At 67.4% G+C, this 25,156-nt stretch carries 27 protein-coding genes; 13 read left to right on the top strand and 14 right to left on the bottom strand.

Going from position 1 to position 25,156, the window contains the following annotated elements:
- Nucleotide 1: 1 nt before the first annotated feature.
- Nucleotides 2-661: a DUF3000 domain-containing protein gene (locus SKC41_RS24800; RefSeq protein WP_442931783.1), complete on the bottom strand. Its 660-nt coding sequence runs from the start codon at nucleotides 659-661 to the stop codon at nucleotides 2-4.
- A gap of 131 nt (nucleotides 662-792) precedes the next feature.
- Nucleotides 793-1,587, bottom strand: a complete 795-nt coding sequence (locus tag SKC41_RS24805) for an enoyl-CoA hydratase/isomerase family protein (protein ID WP_330980600.1) — start codon at nucleotides 1,585-1,587, stop codon at nucleotides 793-795.
- 88 nt (nucleotides 1,588-1,675) lie between these two features.
- Here SKC41_RS24805 and hemE point away from each other — a divergent pair, with 88 nt between their 5' ends.
- Genes hemE through SKC41_RS24825 form a run of 4 tightly spaced genes read left to right on the top strand, consistent with a single transcriptional unit; the run spans nucleotide 1,676 to nucleotide 5,580 of the window.
- Nucleotides 1,676-2,725 (top strand): uroporphyrinogen decarboxylase, encoded by a 1,050-nt coding sequence (gene hemE, locus SKC41_RS24810; RefSeq protein ID WP_330980345.1) that lies wholly within the window; start codon nucleotides 1,676-1,678, stop codon nucleotides 2,723-2,725.
- The gene (locus tag SKC41_RS24815; RefSeq protein ID WP_330980346.1) at nucleotides 2,722-4,098 is read left to right on the top strand and encodes a protoporphyrinogen oxidase; all 1,377 of its coding nucleotides are present in this window, start codon (nucleotides 2,722-2,724) and stop codon (nucleotides 4,096-4,098) included. Before hemE ends, SKC41_RS24815 begins: the two co-directional genes overlap by 4 nt.
- A gap of 5 nt (nucleotides 4,099-4,103) precedes the next feature.
- On the top strand, nucleotides 4,104-4,799 hold the full coding sequence (hemQ, locus tag SKC41_RS24820) for a hydrogen peroxide-dependent heme synthase (protein ID WP_330980347.1): 696 nt from the start codon (nucleotides 4,104-4,106) through the stop codon (nucleotides 4,797-4,799).
- A 28-nt stretch (nucleotides 4,800-4,827) separates the two neighbouring features.
- A complete protein-coding gene (locus tag SKC41_RS24825; protein WP_330980348.1) occupies nucleotides 4,828-5,580 on the top strand; it encodes a class I SAM-dependent methyltransferase in 753 nt (250 codons plus the stop codon).
- 138 nt (nucleotides 5,581-5,718) lie between these two features.
- Here SKC41_RS24825 and SKC41_RS24830 read toward each other — a convergent pair whose 3' ends face one another.
- From SKC41_RS24830 to SKC41_RS24850, 5 genes are all read right to left on the bottom strand, one after another.
- The gene (locus SKC41_RS24830; RefSeq protein ID WP_330980349.1) at nucleotides 5,719-6,999 is read right to left on the bottom strand and encodes an amidohydrolase family protein; all 1,281 of its coding nucleotides are present in this window, start codon (nucleotides 6,997-6,999) and stop codon (nucleotides 5,719-5,721) included.
- Nucleotides 7,000-7,199: 200 nt separating this feature from the next.
- Nucleotides 7,200-7,610, bottom strand: coding sequence for a peptide-methionine (R)-S-oxide reductase MsrB (gene msrB, locus SKC41_RS24835; protein WP_330980601.1), 411 nt, complete (start codon nucleotides 7,608-7,610; stop codon nucleotides 7,200-7,202).
- Nucleotides 7,611-7,637: 27 nt separating this feature from the next.
- On the bottom strand, nucleotides 7,638-8,984 hold the full coding sequence (gene aftC, locus SKC41_RS24840; protein WP_330980350.1) for an arabinofuranan 3-O-arabinosyltransferase: 1,347 nt from the start codon (nucleotides 8,982-8,984) through the stop codon (nucleotides 7,638-7,640).
- Nucleotides 8,985-9,004: 20 nt separating this feature from the next.
- A complete protein-coding gene (locus SKC41_RS24845; protein WP_330980351.1) occupies nucleotides 9,005-10,585 on the bottom strand; it encodes an alpha/beta hydrolase in 1,581 nt (526 codons plus the stop codon).
- Nucleotides 10,586-10,662: 77 nt separating this feature from the next.
- Nucleotides 10,663-11,451, bottom strand: coding sequence for a pyrimidine reductase family protein (locus SKC41_RS24850; protein WP_330980352.1), 789 nt, complete (start codon nucleotides 11,449-11,451; stop codon nucleotides 10,663-10,665).
- 34 nt (nucleotides 11,452-11,485) lie between these two features.
- Here SKC41_RS24850 and zapE point away from each other — a divergent pair, with 34 nt between their 5' ends.
- Entirely contained in the window at nucleotides 11,486-12,562 is a 1,077-nt protein-coding gene (zapE, locus tag SKC41_RS24855) for a cell division protein ZapE (protein WP_330980353.1), read from the top strand.
- Here zapE and SKC41_RS24860 read toward each other — a convergent pair.
- Both SKC41_RS24860 and SKC41_RS24865 read right to left on the bottom strand, forming a co-directional pair.
- Nucleotides 12,540-13,088, bottom strand: a complete 549-nt coding sequence (locus tag SKC41_RS24860; protein ID WP_330980354.1) for a GNAT family N-acetyltransferase — start codon at nucleotides 13,086-13,088, stop codon at nucleotides 12,540-12,542. The genes zapE and SKC41_RS24860 overlap by 23 nt on opposite strands.
- On the bottom strand, nucleotides 13,076-13,594 hold the full coding sequence (locus tag SKC41_RS24865) for a hypothetical protein (RefSeq protein ID WP_330980602.1): 519 nt from the start codon (nucleotides 13,592-13,594) through the stop codon (nucleotides 13,076-13,078). The genes SKC41_RS24860 and SKC41_RS24865 overlap by 13 nt, the downstream gene beginning before the upstream one ends.
- Nucleotides 13,595-13,829: 235 nt before the next feature.
- Here SKC41_RS24865 and SKC41_RS24870 point away from each other — a divergent pair, with 235 nt between their 5' ends.
- A complete protein-coding gene (locus SKC41_RS24870) occupies nucleotides 13,830-14,156 on the top strand; it encodes a DUF732 domain-containing protein (protein WP_330980355.1) in 327 nt (108 codons plus the stop codon).
- 7 nt (nucleotides 14,157-14,163) lie between these two features.
- Here SKC41_RS24870 and SKC41_RS24875 read toward each other — a convergent pair whose 3' ends face one another.
- The gene (locus tag SKC41_RS24875; RefSeq protein WP_330980356.1) at nucleotides 14,164-14,775 is read right to left on the bottom strand and encodes a hypothetical protein; all 612 of its coding nucleotides are present in this window, start codon (nucleotides 14,773-14,775) and stop codon (nucleotides 14,164-14,166) included.
- Nucleotides 14,776-14,865: 90 nt separating this feature from the next.
- Between SKC41_RS24875 and SKC41_RS24880 the strand changes: the two genes are divergently transcribed.
- From SKC41_RS24880 to SKC41_RS24890, 3 genes are all read left to right on the top strand, one after another.
- Complete coding sequence (locus SKC41_RS24880; RefSeq protein ID WP_330980357.1) at nucleotides 14,866-15,234, top strand: DUF732 domain-containing protein; 369 nt, start codon at nucleotides 14,866-14,868, stop codon at nucleotides 15,232-15,234.
- Nucleotides 15,235-15,268: 34 nt separating this feature from the next.
- On the top strand, nucleotides 15,269-16,201 hold the full coding sequence (locus tag SKC41_RS24885; protein ID WP_330980358.1) for a cytochrome c oxidase assembly protein: 933 nt from the start codon (nucleotides 15,269-15,271) through the stop codon (nucleotides 16,199-16,201).
- A gap of 190 nt (nucleotides 16,202-16,391) precedes the next feature.
- Entirely contained in the window at nucleotides 16,392-17,045 is a 654-nt protein-coding gene (locus SKC41_RS24890; RefSeq protein WP_330980359.1) for a hypothetical protein, read from the top strand.
- A gap of 35 nt (nucleotides 17,046-17,080) precedes the next feature.
- Here SKC41_RS24890 and SKC41_RS24895 read toward each other — a convergent pair whose 3' ends face one another.
- Genes SKC41_RS24895 through SKC41_RS24905 form a run of 3 tightly spaced genes read right to left on the bottom strand, consistent with a single transcriptional unit; the run spans nucleotide 17,081 to nucleotide 19,326 of the window.
- A complete protein-coding gene (locus tag SKC41_RS24895) occupies nucleotides 17,081-17,788 on the bottom strand; it encodes a cation transporter (protein WP_330980360.1) in 708 nt (235 codons plus the stop codon).
- Nucleotides 17,785-18,132, bottom strand: a complete 348-nt coding sequence (cmtR, locus tag SKC41_RS24900; RefSeq protein ID WP_330980361.1) for a Cd(II)/Pb(II)-sensing metalloregulatory transcriptional regulator CmtR — start codon at nucleotides 18,130-18,132, stop codon at nucleotides 17,785-17,787. The genes SKC41_RS24895 and cmtR overlap by 4 nt, the downstream gene beginning before the upstream one ends.
- Before the next feature lie 33 nt (nucleotides 18,133-18,165).
- A complete protein-coding gene (locus SKC41_RS24905; protein WP_330980362.1) occupies nucleotides 18,166-19,326 on the bottom strand; it encodes a glycosyltransferase in 1,161 nt (386 codons plus the stop codon).
- A gap of 187 nt (nucleotides 19,327-19,513) precedes the next feature.
- On the opposite strand from SKC41_RS24905, the gene SKC41_RS24910 reads away from it, so the two are divergent.
- Together SKC41_RS24910 and SKC41_RS24915 are read left to right on the top strand one after the other, a co-directional pair.
- The gene (locus tag SKC41_RS24910; protein ID WP_330980363.1) at nucleotides 19,514-20,197 is read left to right on the top strand and encodes a GAP family protein; all 684 of its coding nucleotides are present in this window, start codon (nucleotides 19,514-19,516) and stop codon (nucleotides 20,195-20,197) included.
- 56 nt (nucleotides 20,198-20,253) lie between these two features.
- Nucleotides 20,254-21,360: a glycosyltransferase family 4 protein gene (locus SKC41_RS24915; protein WP_330980364.1), complete on the top strand. Its 1,107-nt coding sequence runs from the start codon at nucleotides 20,254-20,256 to the stop codon at nucleotides 21,358-21,360.
- Here the strand turns inward: SKC41_RS24915 and SKC41_RS24920 are convergent.
- Nucleotides 21,357-22,391, bottom strand: a complete 1,035-nt coding sequence (locus SKC41_RS24920; protein ID WP_330980365.1) for a polysaccharide deacetylase family protein — start codon at nucleotides 22,389-22,391, stop codon at nucleotides 21,357-21,359. The genes SKC41_RS24915 and SKC41_RS24920 overlap by 4 nt on opposite strands.
- An 81-nt stretch (nucleotides 22,392-22,472) precedes the next feature.
- Between SKC41_RS24920 and SKC41_RS24925 the strand changes: the two genes are divergently transcribed.
- On the top strand, nucleotides 22,473-22,805 hold the full coding sequence (locus tag SKC41_RS24925; RefSeq protein ID WP_330980366.1) for a DUF732 domain-containing protein: 333 nt from the start codon (nucleotides 22,473-22,475) through the stop codon (nucleotides 22,803-22,805).
- A 248-nt stretch (nucleotides 22,806-23,053) separates the two neighbouring features.
- Nucleotides 23,054-25,099, top strand: coding sequence for a protein kinase domain-containing protein (locus tag SKC41_RS24930; RefSeq protein WP_330980367.1), 2,046 nt, complete (start codon nucleotides 23,054-23,056; stop codon nucleotides 25,097-25,099).
- The last annotated feature ends 57 nt before the right edge of the window (nucleotides 25,100-25,156 follow it).

Genomic DNA, 25,156 nt, shown 5'->3' on the forward strand with positions numbered 1-25,156 from the left:
GTCAGGCGCGTGACCGCGAGCTCAGGTCGGTGACCCCGGCCGGCGGTAGGCCCGCGGCGTGCTCCAGCACCTCGCAAAACGCTTCGACATGTGCGCCGATGGCGGGTGTGGTCGCGGTCCAGGAGGCCCGCAGCTCGAGCTGGTGGGCGCGTGGCGGCCCGGAGATGTCGCCGTAGCGCACGGAGGTGGTGGCGGTGACGGTGCCGCCCAGCGCCGTGACCTGGTCCGTCCGGGCTTCCAGCGCGTCGACCAGCCAGCTCCACGCCACTTCGGGCAGCAGCGGATCGACGGCCTCACTGGAGTCCAGGTCTGCCTGAATGTAGGCGACCAGGCGGGTGGTGCCGTCCCAGGCGTCGGCGCCGTCCGGGTCGTAGAGCAGGATCAGTCGGCCGAACGCGTCGCCCTCCGACCGCTCGGGCACGATCTCGAGGTCGGGGTGCTTCACCTCGGCCCCCAGCGCGTAGCTGAAGGGCGCCAGGCGCTGCGGCGGCCGGATCGGCCCCAGCTCGATCTCCGGCCGGGTGTTGACGGCGTTCATGGCCGCCACCGCCTCGCGGAACGGGCCTGGTTCGACTGAGGTCACTGGCGCAACTCCTGTCTCCCGCAAGCGGGCGGTACCCCCACATCGCTCCCGCTCCGCATCGTCGTATGCGCGGGTCACAGCGTTCGACGCTAGACCCATCGCCCGACACGCCGCGACAGGCGCGCCGATTTCCAAACCCGTCGCGATCAAGCTGTTACCAGGTTGTGTCACGTCGTCTTCATTCGCTGTTTAGCCTGCTCAGGGGCTATTCAGCCGTTGAATCGGGCCGGGCGCTTTTCGCGATGCGCCGCCAGCCCTTCCTGCACGTCGGGGCCGCTGAAACTCAAGAACTCCAGGCCGAGTGACGTCTCGAAGGCGGGGGCGAACATGCGATACCAGTAGTTGAGGCTGTGTTTGGTCCACCGGATCGCGTTTTGGGCTCCTTGCGCCAGATCATTGGCGATGCCGACCGCTCGCGAGAGCACGTCGTCGTCGTCGACACACAGGGATACCAGGCCGATCCGCTCGGCTTCCTCGCCCAGCAGGGTGTCGCAGGTGAGCAGGTAGTACTTGGCCTTGGCCATGCCGACCAGCAGTGGCCAGCAGATCGCCGCGTGGTCGCCCGCGGCCACTCCGAGCTTGGTGTGCCCGTCGATGATCTTGGCGGTCCGCCCGGCCACCGAGATGTCGGAGAGCAGCGCCACCACCAGGCCGGCGCCGACGGCGGGTCCCCGGATCGCCGAAACCATCGGCTTGTCGAAGTTGACGATGTTGAGCACCAGATCGCGGGCCTCGCGCATGATGCGCAGCCGGCCCTCGTAGTCGCCGATGGTCTCGCTGATCAGGTCGAAACTGCCGCCGGACGAAAACGCCTTGCCCTCACCGCGGATCAGGACGGCCCGTACGGCGGGGTCGCGATTGATGGCCGGCCAGACGTCGGCGAGATCGCGGTGCATCTGCGGCCCGACCGAATTCAGCCCGGGGGCGTCGAGAACCACCGTGAGGACGCCGTTCTCGCCGTGTTCGAAGCGCAGGCTGGGGAATTCGTCGTAGTTGACGGAGATCGGTGCGACTGACACTGGGTTGATGTTACGCAGCGTGGCCAGGTGCTCCAGGGGCCGTCGCCGGGCCCCCGTGGCAGCATTGAGGTCGATGAGTACGCGTCGCGACCTTCCCGAGTCGCCCTACCTGGCTGCCGTCACCGGCCGCAAACCCGGCCGGGTGCCGGTGTGGTTCATGCGGCAGGCCGGGCGTTCGCTGCCCGAATATCGCGCCCTGCGTCAACAACACAGCATGCTGGCGGCGTGTTTCGAGCCCGAGGTGGTCTGCGAGATCACCCTGCAGCCGATTCGGCGCCATGACGTCGACGCCGCGATCCTGTTCTCCGACATCGTGGTTCCGCTGCGCGCCGCGGGCATCGACTTGGACATCGTCCCCGACGTCGGACCGGTGATCGCACACCCGATCCGCACCGACGCCGATATTGAGGCGATGAAACCGCTTGAGCCGCAAGCGATTCAGCCGGTCTGCCGGGCGGTTTCGCTGCTTGTCGACGCGCTGGGCGCGGTGCCGCTGATCGGTTTCGCCGGTGCGCCCTTCACGCTGGCGTCCTATCTGGTCGAAGGCGGCCCCAGCCGCAACCACGCCCGCACCAAAGCGATGATGCTGGCCGAGCCGGCCAGCTGGCACGCGCTGATGTCGAAGCTCACCGATCTCACCGTGGAATTCCTGCGCGGCCAGATCGGCGCCGGGGTGGACGCCATCCAGCTGTTCGACTCGTGGGCGGGAACGTTGTCGCTGGCCGATTACCGCCAATACGTGCTGCCGCACAGCAGCCGGGTGTTCGCGGCCCTGGCCGAATACGGCTTGCCGATGACCCATTTCGGGGTCGGGACGGCGGAATTGCTGGGCGCGATGGGCGAAGCGGGCCCGACGGTCGTCGGCGTCGATTGGCGCACCTCGCTCACCGACGCCGCGGCCAGGGTGCGGTCCGGCACGGCGCTGCAGGGCAACCTCGATCCGGTGGTGTTGCTGGCGGGCTGGCCGGTGGTGGAACGCGCGGCGCGCGCCGTCGTCGACGATGGCCGTCGCGCCGTCGACGCCGGGGCCGGGGGCCATGTCTTCAATCTGGGCCACGGAGTGCTGCCCGAGACCGACCCCGGCGTGCTGACCGACGTGGTGTCGTTGGTCCATTCGCTATGACCTCGCGGTCGTATTGTGTTGTGGGCGGCGGAATTTCCGGCCTGACCGCGGCCTACCGGCTGCGGATGGCGGCGGGGGACGACGCGAACATCACGCTGTTCGATCCGGGCCAGCGCCTCGGCGGGATCTTGCGCACCGAGCAGCTCGGCGGGCGGCCGGTGGACCTGGGCGCCGAGGCGTTCGTGCTGCGCCGGCCCGAGGTGCCCGAACTGCTGGCCGAGCTGGGCCTGTCCGATCGTCAGATCGGCACCACCGGTGCCCGGCCGTTGATCTACAGCCAGCGACGGCTGCACCCGCTGCCGGCGGGCACGGTCGTCGGGATTCCATCGTCGGCGGCCTCGGTGGCCGGACTGGTCGACGACGCCACCGTCGCGCGCATCGACGCCGAACCGGGCCGGCCGCTGGACTGGCGGCCCGGAAGCGACCCGGCCGCAGCGGAATTGGTGGGCGACCGGTTCGGCGAGCAAACCGTCGCGCGATCCGTCGACCCGCTGCTGAGCGGGGTGTACGCCGGCTCGGCGGCCACGATTGGGCTGCGCGCCGCGGCCCCCAGCGTGGCGGCGGCATTGGATCGTGGCGCCACCAGCTTGACCGACGCGGTACGGCAGGGGTTGCCGCCGGCCACGGGGGCGCCGGTGTTCGGTGCGCTGGACGGCGGCTATCAGGTGCTGCTCGACGAGCTGGTCGCGCGCGCCCGGCCGCGGTGGGTTCGCGCCGCGGTGGACCGGCTCGAGCGTGGCGGACCGGGCTGGACGCTGCGCGATGACGCCGGGGCGGTCTGGAATGCCGACGCCGTGATCCTGGCGATCCCCGCGCCGCGGCTGGCGCGCTTGATCTTTGGCGTGGCACCGCAGACGGTCGCCGCCGCGCGCCGCATCACGAGCGCATCGGCGGCGGTGGTGGCGCTCGCCGTGCCCGGCGATACCGCGTTCCCGGAGTGCTCGGGTGTGCTGGCCGCCAGCGGTGAGCAGTTGCGGGGCAAGGCGATCACCCTGTCGTCGCGGAAATGGGGCATCCCGGGTGACCTGCAATTCCTTCGGGTGTCGTTCGGGCGATTCGGCGACCACCTGGCCGCCGCCGCCTCCGACGAGGAGCTGCTGGCCTGGGCGGTCGACGACCTGGCCACCGTGTTCGGGCTGGCCGTCGAGCCGGTGGATGCCCGCGTGCAGCGGTGGATCGAGGCGATGCCGCAGTACGGGCCGGGTCACGCCGAGGTGGTCGCGCAGCTGCGCGACGGGCTGCCGGAGACGTTGGCCGTGGCGGGCAGCTATCTGGACGGAATCGGTGTGCCCGCCTGCATCGGTGCGGCCGGCAAGGCCGTCGAGCGTGTGATCAGGGCCACCGAGGCCGCCAACCCGGAAGTGGCACGATAGGTCTCATGGCCAAGATCGACTTTGACGCCCTGAACTCCACGATTCGCTATCTGATGTTCTCGGTCTACTCGGTGGAGCCCGGCGAGCTCGGCGAGCAGCGCGAAGCCGTAATCGACGACGCGACGCGGTTTTTCAAGCAGCAGGAGGAACGCGGTGTCGTGGTGCGCGGCCTCTACGACGTCGCCGGTTTGCGGGCCGACGCCGACTTCATGATCTGGACGCACGCCGAGCGCGTCGAGGCGCTGCAAGCCACCTACGCCGATTTCCGCCGCACCACCACCCTGGGCCAGGTCAGCGCGCCGGTGTGGAGCAGTGTGGCGCTGCACCGGCCGGCGGAGTTCAACAAGAGCCACATCCCGGCGTTCCTGGCCGGCGAGGAGCCCGGCGCCTACATCTGCGTGTATCCCTTCGTGCGGTCCTACGAGTGGTACCTGCTGCCCGACGAGGAGCGTCGCCGCATGCTGGCCGAACACGGCATGGCCGCACGCGAGTACAAGGACGTCCGCGCCAACACCGTTCCGGCGTTCGCGCTCGGTGACTACGAATGGATCCTGGCCTTCGAGGCGCCCGAGCTGCACCGCATCGTCGACCTGATGCGCGAATTGCGCGCCACCGACGCGCGCCGGCACACCCGCGAGGAGACGCCGTTCTTCACCGGGCCGCGGGTGCCCATCGAGCAGCTGGTGAACGCCCTGCCCTGACCGGCGATCCACAAGCGAAGGGGGAGATATGACAACCGATTTCGACCCGAACGATCCCACCCGTTTCGAAGAGATGTACCGCGACGAGCGAACCTCGCACGGCCTGCCCACCGCCACACCGTGGGACATCGGCGGCCCGCAGCCGGTGGTCCAGCAGCTGGTCGCGCTGGGCGCGATCAAGGGTGAGGTGCTCGACCCAGGAACAGGCCCCGGCCATCACGCGATCTACTACGCGTCCAAGGGCTACTCGGCGACCGGCATCGACGGGTCGGCAGCCGCCCTGGAGCGGGCCCGCGAAAACGCCCGAAAGGCCGGCGTAACAGTCAATTTCGAGCTGGCCGACGCCACCAAGCTGGAAGGCCTGGAGAACCGGTTCGACACCGTGGTCGACTGCGCCTTCTATCACACCTTCAGCAGCGAGCCCGAGCTTGCGCAGTCGTACGCGCACGCGCTGCGGCGGGCCACCAAACCGGGCGCGCGGCTCTACATGTTCGAGTTCGGCGCGCACGACGTCAACGGGTTCACGATGATGCGGTCGTTGTCCGAGAAGGACTTTCGTGATGTGCTTCCGGCCGGCGGCTGGGAGATCACCTACCTGGGCACCACCACCTACCAGGTCAACGTCAGCGCGGAGAGCATCGAGATGATGGCCAAGCGCAATCCCGACATGGCCGAGCATGCCGAGGACATGCTGAAGCGGTACCGCGCGATGGAGCCCTGGCTGAAGGGCGGCCGGGTGCACGCCCCGTTCTGGGAAGTGCACGCTACCCGGCTGGACTGACCGGCTTTCGGCGTTTGACCGTCTTCTTGCGTTGAGCGTGACGCCAGGGCGCGGATTTCACCGATTCCGCCACCCTCAGCGCACGCCCCGACGCCCTCCATGCCCACTCGACGCCGTGAGCGCACAGTCCACTCAGCGCTAGGTGTTGCCGCGGACCGCGTCGGCCAGCGCGTTGGCCTCCCGCTCGCCCTTCTGGTGATGGCTCAGCGCGCGCACCGAGACGTCATGTCCTTCGGCGGCGCGGCGTAGCGCGCGCACCGTGGCCTGCTCGCGCGGGTGGTGCGCGAACGGGTCGAACGAATACCAGCGCATGGCGTTTTCGTGGGTCATCTTGTTGAGGTCGGATTCCGACACGCTGTGGCCGCTGAGCACGTCCCAGAGTTGTTCGGGCGCTTCGGGCCACATCGAGTCGCTGTGCGGGTAGTCGGCCTCCCAGCAGATGTTGTCGATGCCGATCTGGTGACGCAGCTGGACTCCGACGTCGTCGCTGATGAAGCACGTCAGGAAGTGCTCGCGGAACACCTCGCTGGGCAACTTGCCGCCGAAGTCCTGGTGCGTCCAGGTGGAGTGCATCTCATAGGTGCGGTCGGCACGCTCCAGGAAATACGGGATCCAGCCGGTGCCGCCCTCACTCAGGCCGATCTTGAGCTCGGGGTACTTCTTGATCGGCGCCGACCACAGCAGATCCGCGGCGGCTTGCACGATGTTCATCGGCTGCAGCGTGATCATCACGTCCATCGGCGCGTCGGCGGCGGTGACCGCCAGTTTGCCCGAGGACCCGATGTGCACGTTCATCACGGTCTCGGTGTCGCACAAGGCTTTCCACAGCGGATCCCAGTAGCTGTCGTGGAAGCTGGGGTAGCCCAACACCGCCGGGTTCTCGCTGAACGTCAACGCGTGCACGCCGCGCTCGGCGTTGCGCCGCACCTCCGCCGCGCACGCCTCGGCGTCCCAGATCACCGGCAGGCACATCGGGATGAACCGCGCCGGATACGCCCCGCACCACTCCTCGACATGCCAGTCGTTGTAGGCCCGCAGCAGGGCCAGGCCGAAGTCGCGGTCCTCGATGGCGAACAGCCGGCCGGCGAACCCGGGGAACGTCGGAAAACAGATCGAGGCGAAGATCCCGCCCGCGTTCATGTCCTTGATCCGCTCGTCGACGTTGTAGCAGCCCGGCCGGATCTCGTCGAGCCCCTGCGGTTCCAGCCCGTACTCCTCCTTCGGCCGGCCCGCCACCGAATTGAGCGCGACGTTCGGAATCACCACATCGCGAAATTGCCAGCTATCGCTGCCATCTGGGTTGTGCACCAGCCGCGGCGCCTCTTCGACGTATTTCTTCGGCAGGTGATCCTTGAACATGTCGGGCGGCTCGACGATGTGGTCGTCGACGCTGATCAGGATCATGTCGTCTTTGGTCATGTCCGCCCGCTTCCCGATGCTTGGCTGTAAGACCTTACTGTTGGGGCAACGGTACAGCAGCCGACGTCGCGGCGAAAGCATGCGATGAGACCGCAGCCACGCGTGCGACGAGTGCGCGACCAGGGCGCGAATTTCGCCGATTTTGCGGCGTCAGCGCACACTCAAAGCCCTCAGCGCGCACTGGAACAAGAGCCGACGGGTTAGGCCCCGGTCGGCACCAGGCGCAGCGAGATCGAGTTGATGCAGTAGCGCTGATCCGTCGGCGTCGGGTAACCCTCGCCGTCGAACACGTGACCGAGGTGACTGTGGCAGTTCGCGCAGAGCACCTCGGTGCGTGTCGTGCCCATCGAATGGTCTGCCCGCAGGATCACCGCATCCGAATTGGCCGGATCGAAGAACGACGGCCAGCCGCAGTGCGAGTCGAATTTCTCCGTGCTGCGGAACAACTCTGCCCCGCAGGCCCGGCACTCATACACGCCCTCGGTTTTGGTGTCGGTGTACTCACCGACGAACGGGCGCTCGGTGCCGGCGCGACGCAGCACCGCAAACTCCTCGGGAGTCAGTTTCTTGCGCCACTCGTCGTCGGTCAGCTGCAATTTGGGCTGCGACACGTCGGAAGTCATGTCTCCACGCTAGCCCTAATGGAGGTGACCCGCCGCGCCCGACTGAGCCGCGCTTGCGATCGCCGCGTCGTGCTCGCCCTCGGACGCCAGCCAGGCGGGATCGATCCCGCCGTCCAGCCGGTTTTCGGCCTTGGCGTCGCAGTAGCGGAAGTAGAGCACCGTGAACACCACGATCAGCAACAGCGACCAGCCGTAGGTGATCTTGAGGTATTCCAGCGCCCGGCCCCATCGCATCCAGTTGAACAGCAGCCACCGGTCCAGCGTCATGAAGCCGTAGATCCCCAGCCAGGCCGGCCAATTGCGGATCGTGGAATTGGGCAGCACGACCGTCATCAGGAACGGGAACAGCATCATCGAGTAGTAGCCCTGCGACAGCGACAGTGCCAGCCACGACCACAGCAGCAGCACGCCCGCCGAGGTGGTGAACCAGAACAGCGGGTCACGGGTGCGGTAGTAGCGGTACAGCAGCCAGATCGCGCCGAACGCCAACACCGTGAACAGCAGTCGCAGGAACACGATCAGCCAGGTGGGCAGGCCGAAGTACAGACCGTTGCCCTCGATGGAGCTGTTGAAGTAGTCGCGGGTGCCCAGGAAGTACGGCACGGTTTTCGTGACGAAGTCCATCGGATCGGCGACCAACGGCCACGCGGCCGCATTGATGGCGATCGGAACCGCCAACGCCGGCACCAGCGCCCGCCACTGGCGATTGAGCAGCGGCAGCAGTAACAGCGGGAGCAGCACCGGTTTCAACGTGAGCGTTAGCCCGATCACGAAACCGGCCCACCACTGATGCCTTTGCTTGCCATCCAGCAGCCACCACAGAAAGAGCATCTCGGCGAGCAGCACGCAGCCGTTGATGTTGGTGAACACCAGCGTGTTCGTCACCGTCTCGGTGCAGAACATCGCCAGCAGCAGGGCCGGGGCGGCCACCGAGGCCAGCGTGAATTTGAACAGCCGCAGCAGCAAGTACCAGGCGATCAGGATTGCGATCGTGTTGATCAGGATGAACAGGTAGCGCGACGGCGCGAACGGCAGGTAGCCGAAGGGCGCCATCAGCAGCGTGCCGCCGGGCGGATACAGGTAGTGCGGGTCGACATAGTCGAAGTGCTCGTTGTAGATGTCCCAGCCTTGCCGGAAGTTCAGCACCGCCCGGTAGACCGGTTTGAAGTCGTCGGTGATATTGCCGTTGGTGGTGATCACGATGCTGCGGTGCAGCACCGAAAAGATCGCCGCCGGCCACAGCGCGGACCGCACAATCGTCGCGGTGCTGGGGGGCCCGGAGCGGGGACGGAAGGCGGCCAGCACCCAATCGCGCAGGCCGGTCCGAGTCGAGTCAGCTGCCGTCACCAGCGCACCGTACACCGCGGCGTGGGGCCGTCAGCTCAGGCGGGACAGTATGTGTCGGTGCCGGGCAGCTTGCCGCTGTTGAGATAGCCGACCATCGGCGGGGTCGCGCAGGGCGTGTAGATGCTCGCCCCGTGACCGATGCCCTGCCACATCACCCGCCGGCTGGCCGCGCCCGCGTTGATGATCGTGGCCGCCGTCTGGGCCACGCCTTCGGAGCCGACGATCGGGTCGCTCTGCACACCCAGCAACACGACGTCGACCTTGAGCTCCTTCGGCGGTGCCGGCGGCGAGATCGTGGGCCAGTGCACGCACTTGACCAGGTTGAGCGCGGCGACCGTGCCGAACTGCGGATAAAGCTTGCCCCAGGCAACCACGAGTTCACGGATCCGGTCCGGGGTCGGACGGTTGATCGCGTCGCTGCAGGAGTTGACGAACTGACCGTCGGTGTCCTGGAGGGCATCGGCGTGGTTGATCAGGCTGGTCAGCTGATTGGTGTCGCCGGAGCGGGCCGCGGCCAGCGCGTTGGCCAGGCTCGTCGTGGCGTTGACGCGGCCGCCGGACGGGAAGCCCAGCGCGACGGTGATCGCGTTGACGACCTCGGCCAGCGAGGCGCCGCCAGGCCCCCGGCCGGCCCGGGCATCGGCCAGCAGCGCACTGACGGCGCCCTTGGGATCGGGACCCAGCGCGCAGTTCACCGCGATGCATTGAGAGGCGAACGCGTCGAGCGCGGCCTGCTGGCCCTTGACCTGTTGCTCGGCGGCAGTTTCGGCGTTGACGCCCAACGCAATTGGCGAATCAAGCATCAGCCGGGCGACCTTGTCGGGTCGCGACGACGCGTAGCTCAGCGCGACCTGGGCGCCGTTGCCGATGCCGAGCAACGCGACCGCCGGCACGTCCCAGAGGCTGCGCAGCCGTTCGATGTCGGAGGCGGCATGCGAGTTGTCGTAGGCGCTGTCACCCGGCGCGATCGCGTCGGTGCAGCTCGTCGTCGCGTTGTTGGAGATGTCGGACAGATTGGCGACCGGGTCGTCGCCACTCTGGAATTGCGCCTGATCGCGCATGGCCTGGCGGTCTGCGCGATCCCGGCAATCGATCGGGGCCGACATGCCGATGCCGCGGCGGTCCACGGCGACGATCGGGTGGGCCTGCAGCAGATCGTTGCCCGACCGGGCGAGCCACACCGGCAACTGCGCCGACGACGGCAGGTCGGAGCCCGTCGTGAAGACGACGGGGCCGGCGTCCTGCGGGGTCTGGTTCGACCGGGCACGCACCACGCCGACCGAAACCGTCCCCGATCCGCCGTTGACCGGATCGAGATCGGCGTCGTAGTTCGCGCAATCCAGCCGCACGCCGGCCGGGGCATTGCGCACGCCGGCGTCGTTGAACACCTTCGACGTGCAGTCGCGCCACGACAAGTCGTTCTTGGGGGCGGCGATCGGCGGCGGACCGGCGGGCGGCGGCTTCGTGGGGGCGGCGCCCTGTGGCCGGGCGCCGGAGTTGGTGGCGAAGCGCGGGTCGGCGGCCAGGCCGGGAACGCACGCGGTGAGCAGCGCGGTGACCGCGACCAGGGTGGTCGCGGACCTGATGTGCCGACTCATGCCGACCACAGTAGCCATGCCGCGCGGTTTCGCCGGGCTCGGCACGATTGCCCGCCTTCTCCTCACCCCGCTGCGCGGGGCGCATCGTCACCGGGCTAAGAGGGCTGAGTCCGGACGTAGCGCGTGTACAGGTAGCCGGCGTCGTCGCTCAGGAGGTGGGTGCAGTCCATCCGGGTCAGCGCCTGACCGGCACCCGTCGCGATGCGCCGGGCGAGCCCGCCGACGATAAACGGCGCGATCGTCAGGCATAGCTCGTCGAGCAGGTCCCGTTGCATCAACGCGCCCAACAGCATCGGCCCACCTTCGGTCAGCACGCGACGCATTCCGCGGGCCCGCAGGATCGCCAGCAGCGCGCCCTCGTCGACCTTGTCGGGATCGCGTCCGGAGCAGTCGACCACTTCGGCCAGGTCGCCGAGGAAGCGGCGGGTCTCGTCGGCCGCGGCCGTGCACGTGAGCACCAGCGGCGGCACCTCGGTACGGGTGAACACCCCCATCTCCCGTTCCAGCCGGCCGGATTTGGTGACGATGGCCAATTGCGGCACTTCGGTCTGCCCGCGGGCCTGCCGGCGTTGCCGCTCGGCGATGCTCGCGTGCGCGCCGGAATAGCCCTCGATCCGCACGGTGCCCGCGCCGACGACGATGACGTCCGCGAGCTCGCGCAGCAGGAAGAAGATCAACCGGTCACCGGGCCCGGCCATCGAGCCGCTCTTGCCCTCGGCGGTGGCGCCGCCGTCGATGCTGGTGATGAAATTCGCCCGCACCCAGGTCATGTCCCCGTCCGGGTAGGCGTAGAGCCCGGGGAGTTCGCCGTCGCCGAGTTCGCGCCCCGATCCGAGCAGGGTCAACGAGATGTCGGCGGCTCTGCCGGTGCCTGACTCGGGCATGAGGACGATTGCAGCACGCCGTTAGAGTTTGCGCATGCACGGGTCCACGTCCGCGGATGGTCTCGCGTGCGTGGAGCATCTGGTGGATCGGCATCCGAGCGTGTCGCCGCAACGGCTGATCGCCCAATTACGGCCTCCGCCAACGTTCGCCGACGTCAGCTTCGGGACCTATCGCCCGGATCCGGCGGAACCGAGCCAGGCCGCCGCCCTGGTGGCGTGTCAGGACTTCTGCCGCCAGGCCCAGGAGCGGCGGGCGGGCCGGCGAAAACTGTTCGGAAAACGAGAGGTGCTGCCCGGCGTCGGCATCTACCTGGACGGCGGATTCGGGGTCGGCAAAACGCATCTGCTGGCCTCGGCCTACTACCAACTGCCTGGGTCGGGGCCGGGTGCGCCGGAGCATCCCAAGGCATTCGCGACGTTCGGGGAGCTGACCCAGCTGGCCGGGGTGTTCGGGTTTACCGAATGCATCGACCTGCTGGCCGACTACACCGCGGTGTGCATCGACGAGTTCGAACTCGACGATCCGGGCAACACCACACTGATCTCGCGGCTGCTGTCGTCGTTGGTCGAGCGGGGAGTGTCGGTAGCCGCCACCTCCAACACGCTGCCCGAGCAGCTGGGGGAGGGCCGGTTTGCCGCTCAGGATTTTCTGCGCGAGATCAACACGCTGGCAAGCATTTTCACCACCGTGCGGATCGAGGGCCCGGACTATCGGCACCGCGGCCTGCCGCCGGCGCCGCAGCCTCCGTCCGACGACGAGGTCGTCGCGCGCGCTGCCGAAGTGACCGGTGCGACACTGGACGACTTCGATTCCCTGTGTGCGCATTTGGCGACCATGCACCCGTCGCGCTACCTGACGCTGATCGAGGGAGTGACGGTGGTGTTCCTGACCGGGGTGCACGGCATCGACGACCAGAACGTGGCGCTGCGACTGGTGTCACTGACCGATCGCCTGTACGACGCCGGCATTCCGGTGGTGGCCTCCGGTGCGAAACTGGACACCGTCTTCAGTGACGAGATGCTGGCCGGTGGGTACCGAAAGAAGTACTTACGGGCTATTTCTCGGTTGCTGGCGCTGACGGCCGCGGCTACCCAACCTCGCGGATCATGACGTAGTCGTTTTCCAGGTGATCGCCGACTTGAAACGTCCTTCTGCCGTTGATCTTAAATCCGCTCTTGGTGTAAAAGCGTTGTGCGCGTTGGTTTGCCTTGCTGACACCCAGCCACACGCAGCGCACGTCCCAGTCGGCTGTGACGGCCAGCGCGCTTTCCATCAGCGCCGCCGCCGCCCCGCTGCCGTGGTAGTCGGGCAGCACATACAACTTGGATAGCTCTGCGGCAGGGCGGATTTCGACCGCCAGCTGCACGCCGGGGTGGTCGGAGACGCCGTGAACAAGCATGGCGTAGCCGACAATCCGGTCGTCGCGGCGCGCGGTGAGAACGGCCCGTTGCGGGTCGTTGAGATACTCGACGAACCGGGCGGGCGACAGGTTCGCGTCGACGAAGGACGCGATGTTCTCCGGCGTCGCCGTCGGCGGGCATGCCAACGGAAAGGTAAGGGCCGCAACGTTAGCCAGTTCTATGACGTCGACGGAATCCGTCGCGACACGCTGGACGGCTAGTGTCAGAGGTTCCACTGAGCGAGGTGCTTGCCGGTCTTGCGGTCCAGCAGCACGACGTTGGAGACCGGATCGCGGTAGGCATCCCAATACACCCCGCCGCGCACGACCGCGCCGTTCGGGGCGTTGGTGAGCACGTTGTCCAAAGCGTCGGGTGCGTCGGAGGCGCGCGGCTTGTAGGCGTCGGCGAACGGAGTCACCCCGTCGAAGCTGAACGCGGTCGCCATGATGAACGGGTTGGGCACCTGGATCGCGCGGACCGTCACGTCGGCACGGTTAGGGGTGCTGCCGGGGAAGCTTTTGATCGGAACGCCGCTGCGGGTGTAGCCGAACCCGGGCGGCGGATCGCAGGGCGTCACGCTGCTGACGGTGACGTCGGCGATGTAGGTGCCGGTGTCTACCCGCAGGGTGTCGCCGATGTGACCGATCGGCGCGTCCTGCGCCGACGCACGCCCAGCGGCAACGCCGGCCGTGCTCGCGGCGGCGATGAGCAAGGTCGACAGGACGATCAGCCAGCGGCGCATCTTCGAATAATTGCACATCGGCGCCGCCCGGCGGGAGGGGTCGCGGCGTCCGGTCAGCCGTCTTGACCAGCCGCTCGGGTCGGTCGCGGCGGCCCGTTAATCGCCGTCGCGCGGCTCGAGCGCGGCAAACAGGTCCCGGCGAAAGTGTCAACCGCGGGTTGACGATCTGGAGGCCCGGAATCCCTGCCCGCGGTGGGATGCGAATTCGCCGCTGGTCTGCGACGATCATGAGGTTATGAGACGCCTCCTGTTGCTGGTAAGCGCCGTCGCCATGGTCGGCACCGCCGCCCCGGCGTACGCCGACGCCATGGATGACCAATTCCTCGCCGCGCTGACGGCGTCCGGCGTCACCTTCCCGGACCCGGGCCGGGCGATCGCGGCGGGCAAGTGGGTGTGCCAGGCGGTCGGCCAGGGCACGCAGATGGTCGACGTCGTCAAGACCGTGGAAGACCGTAACCCCGGGCTGCGCGAGGAGAACGCGGCGAAGTTCGCGGCGATTGCGGCCACGGCCTATTGCCCCGGATCGCTGCCGCACACCACCTCGACCGCCGCTCCGCAATAACGACGCGCTAGTTGTCCTCTTCGGAGGGCTCGGCCGTGGGCAGCGCTGCGCGACCCCGGCCGGGTGCCCGGCCCAGTTCCAGCGGCCCCAGCCCGGCCACGGCGCGTGGGGGAGTCGTCGGGCTGCGGCGCCTGCGCCAATGGCCGGCGCGTGAGACGCGAAAATCGGCCGCCCATCTCCACTCGTAGGTTTGCGCCGTGCCCAGGTTCGACGCCAGGGCGGCCATCCGCAGGTCGGCGTTCTCGGTCGAAATCCAAGAGGCGATGACCCAGACATTGTCGAGCTCGTCTTCGGAAATCTCGAAACCCCAAGACATTTCGGCGTCCTCGCAGCCCATCGACGGACGCGTCTCGGGCTTGGGCGTCGACACCTCGAACGCCTTGCCGTCTGCTTCTAGATCCAGGCCCACCTCATAGCGCACGGTGGGTCCGACCATACGCAGGCTCACTTGCAGACGGGCGACGTTCCTTCGGCGCGGGGTGAGCCGATCGACCACCAGCACGACGCCCTTGGCCCCCGACCTTCGACGGCGGGCCCGCAGTTGCTTCCACGTGAAAAACAGTCCGACCACGGCGATGATGCCGATAAAGACATCGAGAACAATCAAGATGGCAGCCACGTCGTCCTAGCCAACACCATCCGCCCGCGGCTCGCCCGGCCAACTAGGCGGGATGCGTGTTTTCAGCAACTCTGGGAGAATTCGGAAGTTATGAGACGTCTCGTGATGCTGCTCAGCTTCGCTTTCACGATTGTCCTGGCGGTTCCGGCGCACGCCGACCCCAGCCCGAGTCCCAGCCCCGAACCGGATCCGGCCGCCGATGCCAACTTCCTCAAGGAGCTCAAAGACGCCGGGCTCACCTTCCAGGACCCGGCTGCCGCGATATCGGCCGGTAAGACGGTGTGCGCACTCGTGGACTCGGGACATACCGACCAGGAAATCGTCAACAACCTTCAGCTGCGCAATCCGGGATTCGCCGAGAACGGCGCGGCCAAGTTCACGGCCATCGCGGCCGGCTCGTATTGCCCGCATTACCTGACCGGTGAGGGGCGCGGACCCAAGCCTGACGGTGCTCCGTAACTAGCGCCGGCTAAGCCGCAATACGCTGTGGGCCATGCCCGTTGATCCGGGCCCGCTGACATGGGGCGCCCTGGTCCAGACCTGGTGTCTGGATCCCACCTCCGCGATCGCGATCGTGTTGGTCGCCGGCACATATGCGTGGTGTTACCGGAATGCCCGCGGCGGTACCCGGTCCGTCGCGCAGGCCGGCTGCTTCGGCGTCGGCATTGCTCTGTGGGTCCTGGCGACCGTCAGCGCGATCGGCAGCTACGCCTACGTCCTGTTCTGGATGCGCGCGCTGCAGGTACTGCTGTTGCTGTATGTGGTGCCGTTCTTTCTCGCGCAAGGCAAACCGATCACGGTCCTGCGTGACGCGGCGGGGCCGGGCGTCCGCGAGCGCATCGACCGGCTGCTGGGCACGCGGTGGGCTCGAGTGCTGGTGCACCCGTTGACGACCTCGCTGGCGATGCTGGCCACCCCGTGGCTGCTCTACCTGACGCCCTGGTACACCGCGGCCCTGCAAAACCAATGGATCGGCGCGCCCACTCGAATAGTCTTGGTAATCATAGGATTTGGTTACTTCTACGCCCGGCTGCAGGCGGATCCCGTGCCGCGCAGGTACCCGCAACTGATCTCGTTGCTGATCTCGGTCGGCGAGACCCTGGGCGACGGACTGCTGGGGCTGGTGATCTGGCAGGGCTCGTTGATCGCGGCGGCGTACTACTCGGCGCTGCATCGCTCGTGGGGGCCGGATCAGCGGCTCGACCAGACCATCGGTGCGGGCGTGCTGTGGATTCTCGGCGACGTGGTCGGGTTGCCGTTTGTGCTGCTGTTGATGCGGGCGTTGTCACGCGACGAACGCGCGCAGGCCGTCCAGGTCGATGCCGAGCTGGACCGAACCGAGGCCGTCGAGAGCGAACGGGCCGCTGCCTCGGGGCTGTGGTGGGAGAACGACCCGCAAATGCGCGACCGGTTCCGCCGGGGCTGAGCGGGCCGCAAGCCGTCGAGCGTCCTTCACACTCCCGCAATGTCGCCGACGGCTTCGCGGTAGCGCTGCGCGCCGGGGTGTGGTTTGTTAATCGGGAAACTATTTAAGGTGATTCATTTTCCGTTCACCCAGGATCCGCTATGTTGCGCGAGACGCTAGCAAATCGGGACGACAGTCAAGGGAGCCAATCGTGAAGAAGCTATCGGTGGCGGCAGCTGGTCTGGCGGCAACCACTTTGGTGGTCGGCGTAGCGGTTACGGGGTGTGGCAGCGACAAGTCCTCCAGTCCCTCGTCGTCGTCGAAATCGTCGACGACGAGTTCGTCCGCGGCGTCCTCGTCGTCGGCGGCTCCGGCGTCGACCAGCGCTGCCGCGCAGCCGTCGGACTACAGCAACCTGCTGATCAAGGCCACCGACATCGTGGTGCCGGGTGACAGTTTCACCGGGCCCAAAACACGCCAACTGACCGACCCGGCGCCGGGCATCGAGGGTGTGTTCACCAACCAGGCCGGTTCGCGTAGCATCGTCGACTCGCTGCTGGTGTACCCGGACCCCGGTGCGGCCGACAAGGACCGCGACTCGCTCACCAAGTCCTACACCGACCCGCAGAACGGCGCCATCAAGGGCGGAACGCCGGCGCCGGCCGACGTGGGCGTCGGCGGCACGATCATCTCGGGGCCCTCGGCCGACGGCAGTAAGGCGAAGACGTCGGTGATCTTCGGCGAAGGCAAGGTCGTCGCGCTCATCGAGTTCGAGGGCGCATCGAATGACCCGGTGCCACCGGAGATCGTGCTCGACGTGGCGCGCAAGCAGGACGCGGCCATCAAGGCCGGGCTGCCCGGCTAGACAACGACATGCGCGGCAGTGCGGCGCATGTCAGATCAGCAGCAATGCTCGCCGCGCCAGGCCGTGCGGCCCTCGCGCACTGCCACGGCCGCGATCACCAATGCCACCACCGGATCTGCCCACGCCCAGCCGAACAGGTAGTTCAGCAGCAGGCCGACCAGCAGCACGCCGGATAGGTAGGTGCACAGCAGGGTCTGGTTGGAATCGGCGACCGCGCTGGCCGAACCCAGCTCGCGGCCGGCGCGGCGCTGCGCGTAGGACAGCAGTGGCATGACCACCAGCGACACGGCCGCCAAAACGATTCCGGCAGTGGATGTTCCAGCGGTCTGGCCGCCGGCCAGGGACCGGATGGATTCGGCCGTCACGTAAATCGCCAAGGCGAAGAATGACAGCGCGATGACCCGCAATGCCGCGCGTTCTCGGGTCTCGGGGTCGTGTCCGGAGAATTGCCAGTAGACCGCCGCGGCCGAGGAGACCTCGATCACCGAGTCCAGTCCGAACCCGATCAACGCGGCCGACGACGCCACCGCCCCGGCCGAGAGCGCGACGATCGCCTCGATGATGTTGTAGGTGATCGTCGCCGAGACCAGCAGCCGCACCCGTCGCGACAGCACGGCACGCCGTTGCGGCGCAACAAGGTTCGTGGTCTCGGTGCCGCAGCACCCGTCATTGCAGCAGTCGGTCTCCGGTGCCGACCGCGGCAACACGGGGCCGACCTGGTTCGGGGCATCCCCGTCGATCATCGCGCCGCACCCGTCTTGCCGGCGGCGGGTTCGGTTAGGCACGGCTGATCGGTGTCGACGGCGAGCACCACCTGAACCAGCTCGCTCAGCGCTCGGGCCAGGTGCGCGTCGGCCAACGCGTAGCGGACCTGCCGTCCCTCGTAGCTGGCTACCACCAAGCCGCAACCACGTAGGCACGACAGGTGATTGGACACGTTCGACCGGGTCAGGCCAAGCTGGGACGCCAATTCGCCCGGGTAGCGCACGCCGTCGAGCAACGCCACCAGAATTCGGCATCGCGTCGGATCCGCCAGCGCCCGCCCCAACCGGGCCAGCGCCGATTCCCGCGCTTCACACGTCAGCATTCGCAGAATAATACAGCCGTGACTGTATTGTTGCTAGGGCCCCGCGCGGGCGGCCTCTTCCAGGAGATCGGCCGCGCAGCCGACGCTTTCGGCCGGCGTGGCCATCAGGGCCGCAATCGCACGGGCGCGGGTGGTGTACTCCGGAGCCAGGATGCAGCGCAGTGCCGCGACCAGCGAATCCAGCGTGGTCGTCCGAAATTCGCCGCCGGAGCCGACTTTCAGCCGTTGCACGGTCTCGGCCCAGACCTGTTGATCGTCGACCCCGAGTCCGAGGATCAACGCCGGGATTCCGGCCCGCATGCCCGCTGCCGTGGTGCCGGCGCCGCCGTGGTGCACGACCGCGCGGCACGCCGGGAATACGGTCGCATGGTTCACCTCGCCGACGACTTTGACGTGGTCGAAGTGCGCAGCGACGGTGAAGTCATTGGGGCCGGAGCAAATCAGTGCCCGCTCGCCCAGCTGTGCGCAGGCCTCGGTGATCACCGAGACCGTGTCGGCCGAGGCGACCCGCACGCCGCTGCCGAAGCCGAAGTAGATCGGCGGCGTCCCGGCCTCGATCCACGCCAACGCCTCGCCGTCGGCATCCGCCGGCAACTCCAAAGTCAGGGAGCCGACGAATGGACGACGCAGACCCTGTTGGGCCCAGTGCGCGGCCAGCCCGGGGAAACAGAGCCTGTCATAGGCCTGGATCTCCAGCGCGTTCGATCCGGGTGCCTGCGCCAGGCCCAGTTCGGCGCGCTGGGCGTCTTCGGCCTCGGCGGCCAGGCCGGCCAGCATGTCATTGGTCCCCGCCGCGCCGTCCGGGAAGAAGTGCAGCGCGGCCCGCGGAATGCCGTGGTAGTGCGCGACGTTAGCGGCCAGTCCCTGCTCGCTCTTGCCCGTCAGCACCAGGTCGGCGCCGTTCGCGAGCTCCAGCAGCGACGCGCCCCACTGCGCCCAGGCCGCGCGGATCTGATCCGTGACCGCGGCCATCATGAGGACCGGATTCTGCAGCGTCGTGTGCGAGAAGTCCTTGTGTTGTGGCGGATCCGGTCCGAACGCGCCCGCGGCGAGCCCGGCCGATTCCACGAAGCCGATCATGTTGGGCGTGACCGCCATCGACACGTCGTGACCCCGACGCAACAGCTCCCTGCCGACGGCCGCGAAGGGTTCGATGTCGCCGCGGCTGCCGTAGCCGGCGAGCGCAAATTTCACAGGGCGACCTCACTCGCGGAAATACCTACACGTCGACTGTTCGACCTTGGCGGTCGTGGCACTCGAGCGCAAGCCGGGCAGGCAGCGGCCGATGCACCCACGCATTCTTAGCATTTTCATATTTTTCTGCGCTGAACACCCCTTTGTGTCGTCACGTCCAGGCGGTTGCAGTAACTTCGGTGCGATCATGGAAGCTCTTTTGCTGGCGCTTGCCGGTCTGGCCTTCCTCGACTCGCTGAATGTCCTCAACGTGGGCGTCGTCTCAGCCGTCGTCTACGCCAGCCGACTCGATCGCCGCTCACCGATCCCGGGCGGACTGAGCTTTATCGCAGGGTTGTTCGCGATCACCACGACGTTCGGCGTCTGCACCGTACTCGGGCTGGGAATCTTGAAGCACTCGGTCGACTTCAAAATCACTCCGGCGCTTCACTTTTGGGGCCAGTTAGTGCTGGGCGTGGTGCTGATGTGCCTGGCCTACTTTCCGTTGACCGCGCAAACCTCGGCGCCCGGTTGGGCGCTGGCGGCCATGCGGCAGCGCCCCTGGCTGCTCGGAATCCTCGGCGCCGCGGTCGGCACCGGGCAGGCGCCGACCTCAATTCCCTACATCACCGGGCTGGCCATGCTCGCTGCGCTGCATCCGCGACCGTCGGCCTGGCCACTGCTGGTTTACGCCTACTGGACGCTGGCACTGACGCCGTCCCTGGTGATCCTGTTTCTCGCCACCCGCAAGACCAAGCGGGCCGTCCGCATCCAGCGGGGCATCGTGCGCGGCCTGACTCGCTACGGTCCGATCTCGGTGCGCATATTATTTCTGGTCGTCGGTGTCGGACTCGTAGCGGATGCTCTGCTGTTCCGCAGCGTCCTGTGGTGAAGCTAGCCTGAGCGGTGAGAACTCTGGTGCACGATGCTGGGAATCGAGGCACGCCGGTGACGGAAGCAGCCCGTCGTCCGATCCGCGTGCTACTGATCGGGAATGCCCCGGCGGGGCCCAACAGCCGCGGGGGTATGGCGACGCTGATGCGCCTGCTGCTGGAGGACACCGATTCGCGATTCCACGTGCGCCTGGTGACCACCTATATCGACGACTCGCTCCCCGCGCAGCTGTGGACCGGCATTACGGGGATGCTCAAGGCGTCGGCCCTGCTGTTGTTCGGCTCCGTCGACGTGCTGCACGTCCACTATTCGTTGCGCGGCAGCGTCGTCCGCAAGTCGGTGCCGTTGTTCGTCGCACGGCGTCGCGGCATCCCGACCATCGTTCATTGCCACAGCTCCCACTTCTTCGCGTGGCTGGACGAGCTGTCCTGGCCGCGGCGCCTCGCGGTGCGCGCGGCGTTGCGCGCCGACTATTCGGTGGTGCTCGGTCATACCCACTTCGAGGGGCTCCGTTCGAGCCTCGGTTTCGACGAAGCCAAGATCCGGGTCCTCTACAACCCGGTGGTCATCCCTGCCACCGTTCCGTCGCCGCGTACCGGCCAGCCGTTGCGGATGGTGTCGCTGGGCAGGCTGGGCACCAATAAGGGGAGTTACGACCTGGTTCGGGCGATCAACATGTTGCCCAACAAGATTCGCAGCGGGTTGCGGCTTACACTCGCCGGCGATGGGGAAGTGGACGAGGTGCGGGAGTTTGTCCACAGCAACGCACTCGACGACACCATCGACGTCGTCGGCTGGGTCGGGCCCGAGCGCCGCGACGAGCTGTTGGCCGAGTCGTCGATCTTCGTATTGCCCAGCTACAGCGAGGGCCTTCCGATGGCGGTGCTGGAAGCGATGGCCAACGGCGTGGTGCCGGTGACCACCGCGGTGGGCGCGATACCGGAGGTGGTCACCGACAAAGTGAACGGACTGCTGGTCCGACCGGGCGACGCTGCTCAACTGTCCGACACGCTGCAGTCGCTGATCGTCGATGTCGAGCTGCGCAACCGACTCGCCGCGGCGGCCTACACGCGGGCGTGCGAATTCGACGTCGCCCGCTGGCGAGAAGGCCTGCACGACGTGTGGCTTGCGGCCGCCGGGGTGACCGCCGGTCGCCGCTAGCGGCGCGGCAGCCCACCGGAGACCATGAGCCGGAAGTAGTCGAACGACGAATTGCTGCCCACCGCCAGCCGCGGCAACCCCATTGGGTCGCAACGGCGGTCGGCGAATCCCGGCGTGGTCGACAACGCCCAGCGCACCCCTCGGCTACGCAGTGCGTCGCGGGCGCGGGCGTCGAAATCCTGCGCCCGGCCATTCGGGTAGGCGAAAACCGTTGGTGTTCGGCCGGTTTCACGTTCGAGAGCCACGCAGGAATCCGCGATCTCACGCTCGACCTTGTCGTCGCTGCAGCGGGCCAGGATCGGATGGGTGACCGAATGCGGATATAGCGTCACCAGACCGTCGCGGGCCATCTCCCGCGCTTCGTCCCAGGACAGCATCCGAAACGGTCCCCCGTCGCCGCTGTCGCGATAGCCCAGTGCACCGAAAACGTTGTCCAGCAGCGCAATCCGTTGCGCGTCAGCCAGGTCTTTGCACCGCTGCACCGCCCTCGCGTAGACCGCGCCGCGGTTGGCTGTCCCCTCGAGCGAACAAGCGCCCAGCCCCAGGGCGGCCAGATCGATCTCGGTCGCGGTGGTGTGTGCGATCGCGAGCCAAAGCCGGTCGGGCCAAAGGGTTTCGCCGCTGTCCATCGGGCCGGTCGCGAGAAACACCGCGGCGGGCAGGCCCAGCTCGCGCAGCACCGGGACCGCGTGCGTGGCGAGGTTGCGGGTGCCGTCGTCGAACGTGATCGCCAGCGCGCGCGGCGGCAACGTCCCCCCGGCAAGCCGGTCCAGGGCCTCCTCGAGTGCAAGGACGGTGAAGTGTTCGCGGATGTACTCGAGTTGACGGCGATACATAGCCAAGTCCAGGACATGCCAGCACGCGGGCGACAACGATTGTTCTTCCACGCCGTGGAACATCACGATCGCCAGCGCATCCCGGTGGCGCCGGCGGGTTAACGCCGGTACGCCGGCGGCGCAGAGCACCCCGGCCGCGATGTTCTTGACGGCCGCACGGGCCGCGGGTGCGGCGAGGTCGCTCAGTCGTGCCATGTTTTGCTACGCCTTGCCGTGAGTATCGCCGTTTGCCTATCGTTTACCTGGAAGTTCGGGGGTGATTCTATGCTCGGGTCCATGAAAACAGCACTCGCGGCGTCTTTCATCGCCCTGTCCGCACTGCTGTGTTCAGTGCCGGCGGTCGCCAACGCCGACCCGGAGAATACGCCCGACTACATCAACTACCTGGACCAGAACAACATTCATTACTCCAGCCGCGAGACGATCGTCCATGTGGGCACGACCCTGTGCAACGAGCTGCGCAACAACATCCTCACACCGGAGCAGGCCCTGCAGCGTATTCAGAACTTGGGGTACAGCCAGCAGCAGACCAAGGTGATCGCCTTCGCCGCGGTCGAGGCGTTCTGCCCGGACATGGATGCCGACGCCCAGAAACCGCCCAAGTCCTAGACCGGTCACTCCCGGTTTCGTGATCGTTCTTGGCATTTGGCGTCGCCGTCCGGCGCTTTTGGTGACGGTGATGTTATTTGCGCGAAAGTTTGCTGTGCGCGCCGGCGTGGCCATGGCGTCTGTGTTGTGCGTCCGCCCGGCGGCACCCGTCCCAATAACCCTGCGAGGGAAGCGGATACCGGAGCCGCCCTAGACGGGCGAGCAGAACTTCACCCTCAAACGAGGGCCGGGCTGGGTATGGTGAGCCCGTGGAGGGAAGGGAGTTCGGCCGCTATCGGCTCGTTGAGTTGTTGGGCCGCGGCGATCTGGGGGAGGTGTGGCGTGCGCATGACACCGAGACCGCCAATCGCACTGCCGCGATAAAGCTGCTCCCGCCACAGCTGGCTGCCGATCCCGCGATCGCGGAGCAGTTCCGCCGGGAAGCGGCCGCGGCGGCACGACTGAACAACCCACACATCGTGCCCATCCACGACTACGGCGAAATCGGCGCGCAGCTCTACATCGACATGGAGCTCATCGACGGGCGCAACCTGCAAGAGGTGTTGGCGGACGGGCCGATCGAACCGGCTCGTGCGGTGCGCATCATCGGGCAGGTGGCCGACGCGCTGCACGCCGTGCACGAGATCGGCCTGGTCCATGGCGATGTCAAGCCCTCCAACATCCTGATTGATCGCGACGACTTCGCTTACCTCGTCGATCTCGGGATCGCCCGGTTGGCGCCCTGGTACGAGACGCGATTGACGAATTCCGACAACGAGGTCGTCAGTTGGCATTACATGGCGCCCGAGCGATCCGGGGCTCGCGAGGCCGACGCCCGCGCCGACATCTACTCGCTGGCGTGCGTGCTCTATGAATGCCTGACGGGACAGCCACCCTTCGCCGGCGATACGTGGCTTTTCGCCGCACACCTGAGCACCCCGCCGCCGCGACCGTCTGTCACCCGGCCCGGCGTGCCCGCGCGCCTCGACGACGTCATCGCCACCGGCATGGCGAAAGACCCCGCCAACCGGTATGCCACCACGCTCGCGCTGGCCGACGCCGCTGACGACGTCATCGCCGCTACCACCCGGGCTCCAGTCAGGGCCAGACACGCGGTACCCGATGGCCACGGACAACCCGCGCCCCCACCGCAGCCGGAGCCTTACCCCGCCGCGAACGGGTACGTCGCGGACCCGGCGCCGCCGGTTACCTCGTATCTCGCCGACCCTCCGCCGCCGGTCACCTCGTATCTCGCCGACCCTCCGCCGCCGGTCACCTCGTATCTCGCCGACCCTCCGCCGCCGGTCACCTCGTATCTCGCGGTCGATGCAGCACCCGCCGACGAACCGTCCGATCTGGAAGCGTTCCAGCAACCGTGGTCCGACGACGCCGACACCCCGCCGCGGCGCCCGTGGTGGCGCCGACCGGTCATCGTGATTCCAGCCGCGCTGGCGATAGGGGCCGTCGTCGTGCTCGCCTTCGTCTTCATCGTCGGGCAGCTCGAGATCGATCACGCCAAGCAGCCCAATCAACATCACGATCCCTCGTACGGTGCACAGGTCACGTTGCCGTTCAACGGGCTTGGCCACCCCGCGGATGTGGAGGTTGACCCCGCCGGCAACATCTACGTCGCCGACGACATCAACAATCGGGTGCTCAAACTGGCGCCGGGCTCCAACGTCCCGATCGAACTTCCCTTCACCGGCCTCAACTCGCCCGAGGGTGTGGCGGGGGATAGCGCCGGAAACCTGTATGTCGCTGACACCAACAACAATCGGGTGCTCAAGCTGCCGGCCGGCTCGAGCACCCAGATGGTGCTGCCGTTCACCGGCCTGCACCGGCCCCAGGGTGTGGCGACGGACGAAGCAGGCGCTCTCTATCTCGCCGACACCGACGCCAATCGCGTGCTGGAGCTACCGGCCGGCTCGGGCAGCCCGATCGAGCTGCCGTTGACCGGCCTGAACGCACCCGAGGGTGTGGGCCTCGACAAGGCGCGCAATGTCTACATCGCCGACTCGGGCAACAGCCGGGTGGTGAAGCTGGAGGCGGACTCAAACCGCCAGAGCGTGGTGCCGTTCAGCGGCCTGTTCACCCCGGGCGACCCCAGCGGTGTCGCGGTGGACAGCGGGGGCGACATCTTCGTCACCGACTACACCGACAACCGGGTGCTGAAAATGGAAGCCGGGACGCAGCGGCAGAGCGTGCTGCCCTTCGTCGGGCTTAACCACCCCAGCGGTATCGCGGTGGACAAGGCCGTCAACCTCTTTGTCACGGACTACACGGGCGACCGGGTCGTCAAGCTGCCCGCGAAGTGATGCACCCGGCGAACGAAGAGTTGGCCAAGTGCTCACATGGCGGAAACCCGCTCATGG

This window comes from Mycobacterium sp. 050128 (assembly GCF_036409155.1).
Classification (GTDB): Bacteria; Actinomycetota; Actinomycetes; order Mycobacteriales; family Mycobacteriaceae; genus Mycobacterium.

What these genes read in the sequence shown, in the direction of transcription:
- hemE (WP_330980345.1), top strand. Translation starts at nt 1,676, where the DNA reads ATGAGTACGCGTCGCGACCTTCCCGAGTCGCCCTACCTGGCTGCCGTC.
- SKC41_RS24815 (WP_330980346.1), top strand. Translation starts at nt 2,722, where the DNA reads ATGACCTCGCGGTCGTATTGTGTTGTGGGCGGCGGAATTTCCGGCCTG.
- hemQ (WP_330980347.1), top strand. Translation starts at nt 4,104, where the DNA reads ATGGCCAAGATCGACTTTGACGCCCTGAACTCCACGATTCGCTATCTG.
- SKC41_RS24825 (WP_330980348.1), top strand. Translation starts at nt 4,828, where the DNA reads ATGACAACCGATTTCGACCCGAACGATCCCACCCGTTTCGAAGAGATG.
- SKC41_RS24830 (WP_330980349.1), bottom strand. Translation starts at nt 6,999, where the DNA reads ATGACCAAAGACGACATGATCCTGATCAGCGTCGACGACCACATCGTC.
- SKC41_RS24845 (WP_330980351.1), bottom strand. Translation starts at nt 10,585, where the DNA reads ATGGCTACTGTGGTCGGCATGAGTCGGCACATCAGGTCCGCGACCACC.
- SKC41_RS24850 (WP_330980352.1), bottom strand. Translation starts at nt 11,451, where the DNA reads ATGCCCGAGTCAGGCACCGGCAGAGCCGCCGACATCTCGTTGACCCTG.
- zapE (WP_330980353.1), top strand. Translation starts at nt 11,486, where the DNA reads ATGCACGGGTCCACGTCCGCGGATGGTCTCGCGTGCGTGGAGCATCTG.
- SKC41_RS24865 (WP_330980602.1), bottom strand. Translation starts at nt 13,594, where the DNA reads ATGCGCCGCTGGCTGATCGTCCTGTCGACCTTGCTCATCGCCGCCGCG.
- SKC41_RS24870 (WP_330980355.1), top strand. Translation starts at nt 13,830, where the DNA reads ATGAGACGCCTCCTGTTGCTGGTAAGCGCCGTCGCCATGGTCGGCACC.
- SKC41_RS24880 (WP_330980357.1), top strand. Translation starts at nt 14,866, where the DNA reads ATGAGACGTCTCGTGATGCTGCTCAGCTTCGCTTTCACGATTGTCCTG.
- SKC41_RS24885 (WP_330980358.1), top strand. Translation starts at nt 15,269, where the DNA reads ATGCCCGTTGATCCGGGCCCGCTGACATGGGGCGCCCTGGTCCAGACC.
- SKC41_RS24895 (WP_330980360.1), bottom strand. Translation starts at nt 17,788, where the DNA reads ATGATCGACGGGGATGCCCCGAACCAGGTCGGCCCCGTGTTGCCGCGG.
- cmtR (WP_330980361.1), bottom strand. Translation starts at nt 18,132, where the DNA reads ATGCTGACGTGTGAAGCGCGGGAATCGGCGCTGGCCCGGTTGGGGCGG.
- SKC41_RS24910 (WP_330980363.1), top strand. Translation starts at nt 19,514, where the DNA reads ATGGAAGCTCTTTTGCTGGCGCTTGCCGGTCTGGCCTTCCTCGACTCG.
- SKC41_RS24920 (WP_330980365.1), bottom strand. Translation starts at nt 22,391, where the DNA reads ATGGCACGACTGAGCGACCTCGCCGCACCCGCGGCCCGTGCGGCCGTC.
- SKC41_RS24925 (WP_330980366.1), top strand. Translation starts at nt 22,473, where the DNA reads ATGAAAACAGCACTCGCGGCGTCTTTCATCGCCCTGTCCGCACTGCTG.